Genomic DNA, 5,914 nt, shown 5'->3' with positions numbered 1-5,914 from the left:
AAAGGGCTATGGCGATGGTGGCGTATTTTATTTTTTACGGAGGTGTTGTGAAAAAAAATGAACGAGGCTAAGCTCGGTCGCAACCCATAACAGTAATAATACGAGGGTCACATGGTCCGCCAGTCGCGACCTGAAAGCGCCGCCTGCGCTGTGCAGTCAGGTATTTTCACCGCTTGCCGAAAGGCCCTCGCGTGCCTGGCCCATTCCAGGAGCAGACTGGCCGCAATAATTGACGACCGGCACAGTCAGCCCTCGCCCCGTAGCAGTTTACTGCACGCTTTTCTTACTTCCTGCCCTTTGCTTTCGAGATCGACACGCGTTTTGCGCGTGGATCGGCTGCCGTCCTGCGCATGGGTTTTTGCTTTGGCAACGTACTCCATCCAGAATCAAGGCGTGGGCCTTGCCAGGCCCTGCCGCGCCGAATGCGCCGACATTGACCGACGCCAGGCGTCAGTAGCGCCCGCCCCGCTGGGGCTGGGTCAAATGACCTCCTGAGGTATTTATGAGTAACAACCTCGACCAGCTCACCGATTGGTTGAAAGAGCACAAGATCACCGAAGTCGAATGCCTGATCAGCGACCTGACCGGCATCACCCGTGGCAAGATCTCGCCGACCAACAAATTCATCGCCGAAAAGGGCATGCGCCTGCCCGAAAGCGTTTTGTTGCAAACTGTGACTGGCGACTACGTCGACGACGACATCTATTACGACCTGCTCGACCCGGCCGACATCGACATGATCTGCCGCCCCGACCAGGACGCGGTGTTCCTGGTGCCTTGGGCCATCGAGCCGACCGCCCAGGTGATCCACGACACCTATGACAAGAAGGGCAATCCGGTCGAACTGTCGCCGCGCAACGTCCTGAAGAAGGTGCTCAAGCTCTATGCCGATAAGGGCTGGCAGCCGATCGTCGCGCCAGAGATGGAGTTCTACCTGACCAAGCGCAGCGAAGACCCGGATTTCCCGCTGCAACCACCGGTGGGTCGCTCCGGTCGTCCGGAAACCGGACGCCAGTCGTTCTCCATCGAGGCCGCCAACGAATTCGACCCGCTGTTCGAAGACGTCTATGACTGGTGCGAATTGCAGCAGCTGGACCTCGACACGTTGATCCACGAAGACGGCACGGCGCAGATGGAGATCAACTTCCGTCACGGCGACGCGCTGCACCTGGCCGACCAGATCCTGGTGTTCAAGCGCACCATGCGCGAGGCCGCGCTCAAGCACAACGTGGCCGCGACCTTCATGGCCAAGCCCATGACCGGCGAGCCCGGCAGCGCCATGCACCTGCACCAGAGCGTGATCGACATCGCCACCGGCAAGAACATCTTCTCCAATGAAGACGGCAGCATGAGCACGCTGTTCCTGCATCACATCGGCGGCCTGCAGAAACTCATTCCCGAGGCATTGCCGCTGTTCGCACCGAACGTCAACTCGTTCCGCCGCTTCCTGCCGGACACCTCGGCGCCCGTGAACGTGGAGTGGGGCGAAGAGAACCGTACCGTCGGCCTGCGCGTACCGGATGCCGGCCCGCAGAACCGCCGCGTGGAAAACCGCCTGCCAGGCGCCGACGCCAACCCCTACCTGGCCATCGCCGCGAGCCTGCTGTGTGGCTTCATCGGCATGGTCGAGGGCATCGAGGCCAGCGCGCCAGTCCAGGGCCGTGGTTATGAGCGGCGCAACCTGCGCCTGCCGCTGACCATCGAGGACGCCCTGGAGCGTATGGAGAACAGCCGGTCGCTTGTGCAGTACCTGGGCAAGAAGTTCATTACCGGCTACGTCGCCACCAAGCGCGCAGAGCATGAAAACTTCAAACGCGTCATCAGTTCCTGGGAGCGTGAGTTCCTGCTGTTTGCCGTGTGATCAACCCTGGGGCCGCCGCAACGCGGCCATCGGATAGTGGAGAAGCAGATGAGCGTCAATAACCCGCAAACCCGTGAATGGCAAAACCTGAGCGGCGAGCACCACCTGGCACCCTTCAGCGACTACAAGCAACTGAAGGAGAAGGGGCCGCGCATCATCACCAAGGCCCAGGGTGTGCATTTGTGGGACAGCGAGGGGCACAAGATCCTCGATGGCATGGCCGGCCTGTGGTGCGTGGCGGTCGGCTATGGTCGCGAAGAACTGGTCCAGGCGGCAGAGAAGCAGATGCGCGAGCTGCCGTACTACAACCTGTTCTTCCAGACCGCGCATCCGCCGGCACTGGAACTGGCCAAGGCCATTACCGACGTGGCACCCGAAGGCATGAGCCATGTGTTCTTCACCGGCTCCGGCTCCGAGGGCAACGACACCGTGCTGCGCATGGTTCGCCACTACTGGGCGCTCAAGGGCAAGCCGAACAAGCAGACGCTCATCGGCCGGGTCAACGGCTACCACGGCTCCACCGTCGCTGGCGCCAGCCTTGGCGGTATGAGCGGCATGCACGAGCAGGGCGGCTTGCCGATCCCGGGTATCGTGCACATCCCGCAGCCGTACTGGTTCGGCGAGGGCGGCGACATGACCCCGGATGAGTTCGGGGTGTGGGCTGCCGAGCAGTTGGAGAAGAAAATTCTGGAGGTCGGCGAAGACAACGTCGCTGCGTTCATCGCCGAGCCGATCCAGGGCGCCGGCGGGGTGATCATTCCACCCGAGACTTACTGGCCGAAGATCAAAGAGATCCTCGCCCGCTACGACATCCTGTTCGTCGCCGACGAAGTGATCTGCGGCTTTGGCCGTACCGGCGAGTGGTTTGGCTCCGATTATTACGACCTCAAGCCTGACCTGATGACCATCGCCAAGGGCCTGACCTCCGGTTACATCCCCATGGGCGGTGTGATCGTGCGTGACAAGGTGGCCAAGGTGCTCAGCGAAGGTGGCGATTTCAACCACGGCTTCACCTACTCGGGGCACCCGGTGGCAGCGGCGGTAGGGCTGGAAAACCTGCGCATCCTGCGTGACGAGAAGATCGTCGAGCGCGCACGCACGGAAGTGGCACCGTACTTGCAAAAACGTCTTCGCGAGCTGCAGGACCACCCGCTGGTGGGCGAGGTACGCGGCCTGGGCCTGCTCGGCGCAATCGAGCTGGTCAAGGACAAGGCGACCCGCAGCCGTTACGAAGGCAAGGGCGTGGGCATGGTTTGCCGCAACTTCTGTTTCGACAACGGCCTGATCATGCGCGCAGTGGGCGACACCATGATCATCGCGCCGCCGCTGGTAATAAGCCGCGAAGAAGTGGACGAACTGGTAGAAAAGGCGCGCAAGTGCCTGGATCTGACCCTGGAAGCGATTCGATAGGCGTTTGCTAGGCTAGCGATGTGACATTAAGTCGTTACAAGGCCCTGCTTTCCTTGAAACAGCGCCTTGTAACTTGCCAGACTAGCGGTTGTTTCAGTCGTCCAGCGCTTGCACCACGGGACCTGGCAGCTGAACAGATGGCTACTAAAAAATTCTGGAGCATAACGCATGAAGAAAATGGGCAAGACGTTGCTGGCCGCCGCCCTGATGGGTGCCATGGCCACTGCTGTTCACGCTGAAGACAAGGTGCTGAACGTCTACAACTGGTCGGACTACATCGCTCCGGACACCATCGCCAAGTTCGAGAAGCAGACCGGCATCAAGGTCAAGTACGACGTCTTCGACAGCAACGAAACCCTGGAAGCCAAGCTGCTGGCAGGCAAGTCGGGCTACGACATCGTCGTGCCGTCCAACAACTTCCTGGCCAAGCAGATCAAGGCCGGCGTTTACGAGGAGCTCGACCGCTCCAAGCTGCCGAACTGGAAGAACCTCGACGAAGACCTGCTCAAGGCCGTTGGCGACGCCAGCGACAAAGGCAACAAGTACGCCTTCCCGTACATGTGGGGCTCCATCGGCATCGGCTACAACCCGGCCAAGGTCAAGGCGGCGCTGGGCGTCGACAAGATCGATTCGTGGGACGCCGTGTTCAAGCCGGAGAACATCGCCAAGCTCAAGAGCTGCGGCGTGAGCTTCCTCGATGCGCCTACCGAAATGCTTCCGGCCGCGCTGCATTACCTGGGCAAGCCGACCGACAGCACCACCAAGGAAGACCTGAAGGCGGCCGAGGACCTGTTCCTGAAGATCCGTCCTTCGATCACCTACTTCCACTCCTCCAAATACATCGGCGACCTGGCCAACGGCAACATCTGCGTGGCCGTCGGCTACTCGGGCGACCTGGAGCAGTCCAAGGCCCGCGCCCACGAAGCCGGCGACAAGGTCAAGCTGGACTACATCATTCCGAAAGAAGGCGCTGGTACCTTCTACGACATGGTCGCCATCCCGAAAGATGCCGAGCATAAAGATGCCGCCTACCAGTTCATGAACTTCCTGCTGCAACCGGAAGTCATGGCCGAGATCACCAACGCCGTGCGCTTCCCGAACGGCAACAAGGCCGCGACCCAGTTCGTCGACAAGGACATCACCAGCGACCCGAGCATCTATCCGCCGGCTGATGTGAAGAAACAGCTGTACGCGATCGCTGCTCCTGAAGCGGCCGCACAGCGTTTGATCACCCGTAGCTGGACCAAGATCAAGTCGGGCAAGTAAGCCCGATGCGGGGCTCTCTGGGTCGGGGTTTTCCGGCCCAGGGGGCATAAACCTCGATTGTCGATTGCGACATCCCAGCCACGCAGGTAAGTTGCGCGCCGGTTTTGCGTGTACGGCTGCTCCCAGCCGCCACCGAAGGCTCTGATTGTGAGGACCAACCACTTGTCTATTTCTGTATTGCGCAAGGCCATGATGGCTGGAGCAGGTCTGACGCTGGCCTGCAGCGTTCAAGCGGCGCCCACGGTGCACTTCTACAACTGGTCCGACTATGTCGGCCCGACCACGCTCGCGGACTTCGAGAAAGAGACGGGCATCAAGCCCGTGCAGGATGTCTTCGACTCCAACGAAACCCTGGAAGGCAAGCTGCTGGCCGGTAACACCGGCTATGACGTAGTGGTGCCGTCCAACCATTTCCTCGGCAAGCAGATCAAGGCGGGCGCGTTCCAGAAGCTCGACAAGCATCTGCTGCCCAATTATTCCAACCTGGACGCGGCGCTGATGAAGCGTCTGGAAAAGAACGATCCGGGCAACCAGTACGCCGTGCCTTACCTGTGGGGCACCAACGGCATCGGCTACAACGTCGACAAGGTCAAGGCCACGTTGGGCGTGGACAAGATCGACTCCTGGGCGGTGCTGTTCGAACCCGAGAACATGAAGAAGCTCTCCAAGTGCGGTGTGGCCTTCCTCGACTCGGCGGACGAGATGCTCCCGGCGGTGCTCAACTACATGGGGCTCAACCCCAACAGCACCGATCCAAAGGATTACGCCAAGGCCGAGAAGAAGCTGCTGGCGGTACGCCCGTACGTGACCTACTTCCACTCGTCCAAGTACATCACCGACCTGGCCAACGGCGACATCTGCGTCGCGGCAGGCTTCTCCGGCGATGTATTCCAGGCCAAGGCCCGTGCTGAAGAAGCCAAGAAGGGCGTGAACCTGGCCTACGCCATTCCCAAGGAAGGCGGCAACCTCTGGTTCGACGTGCTGGCGATTCCCAAGGACGCCAAGAACGTGAAAGAGGCCCACGCCTTCATCAACTATTTGCTGAAACCTGAGGTTATCGCCCAGGTCAGTGATTACGTCGGTTATGCCAACCCCAACCCCAAGGCTGGCGACCTGATGGACCAGGCTGTGAGAACTGACGCTGCGGTTTACCCATCGCAGGAAGTGCTGGACAAGATGTTCGTCAACGCGGAGTTGCCCCCCAAGGTGCAACGTCTGATGACCCGCAGCTGGACCAAGGTCAAGTCGGGCAAGTAAAAATCCAGACCCGACGCGGCCCTGCACACAGGCCGTTCGGGCACAAAAATCTTGTTGGGAGTTTCACTCATGGCAGTTGCCTCCGGTGCCTATAAGAAAGCCCTCGAGGGTGACCAGCAG

General features: G+C 60.4%; 4 protein-coding genes. All 4 read left to right on the top strand.

Annotation, left to right across the window (positions count from 1 at the left end; translation table 11 throughout):
• Positions 1-502: 502 nt before the first annotated feature.
• Positions 503-1,861 carry a glutamine synthetase family protein gene (locus VA602_RS15170; protein WP_054894987.1) on the top strand — a complete coding sequence of 453 codons (1,359 nt, stop codon included), beginning with the start codon at positions 503-505 and terminating at the stop codon, positions 1,859-1,861.
• Between the two features lie 48 nt (positions 1,862-1,909).
• Positions 1,910-3,271 carry an aspartate aminotransferase family protein gene (locus VA602_RS15165; protein WP_151926469.1) on the top strand — a complete coding sequence of 454 codons (1,362 nt, stop codon included), beginning with the start codon at positions 1,910-1,912 and terminating at the stop codon, positions 3,269-3,271.
• Between the two features lie 168 nt (positions 3,272-3,439).
• A complete protein-coding gene (locus VA602_RS15160) occupies positions 3,440-4,537 on the top strand; it encodes a polyamine ABC transporter substrate-binding protein (RefSeq protein WP_063541740.1) in 1,098 nt (365 codons plus the stop codon).
• A gap of 162 nt (positions 4,538-4,699) precedes the next feature.
• A complete protein-coding gene (locus VA602_RS15155; protein WP_323453628.1) occupies positions 4,700-5,794 on the top strand; it encodes a polyamine ABC transporter substrate-binding protein in 1,095 nt (364 codons plus the stop codon).
• Positions 5,795-5,914 lie beyond the last annotated feature (120 nt).

It is taken from the genome of Pseudomonas machongensis, assembly GCF_034961125.1.
Taxonomy (GTDB): domain Bacteria; phylum Pseudomonadota; class Gammaproteobacteria; order Pseudomonadales; family Pseudomonadaceae; genus Aquipseudomonas; species Aquipseudomonas machongensis.
Note: the sequence above shows the minus strand (reverse complement) of the source record. Positions and strands in the feature narration are given on the sequence as shown.

Coding starts and splice junctions, on each gene's coding strand:
- VA602_RS15170 (WP_054894987.1), top strand. CDS start 503: ATGAGTAACAACCTCGACCAGCTCACCGATTGGTTGAAAGAGCACAAG.
- VA602_RS15165 (WP_151926469.1), top strand. CDS start 1,910: ATGAGCGTCAATAACCCGCAAACCCGTGAATGGCAAAACCTGAGCGGC.
- VA602_RS15160 (WP_063541740.1), top strand. CDS start 3,440: ATGAAGAAAATGGGCAAGACGTTGCTGGCCGCCGCCCTGATGGGTGCC.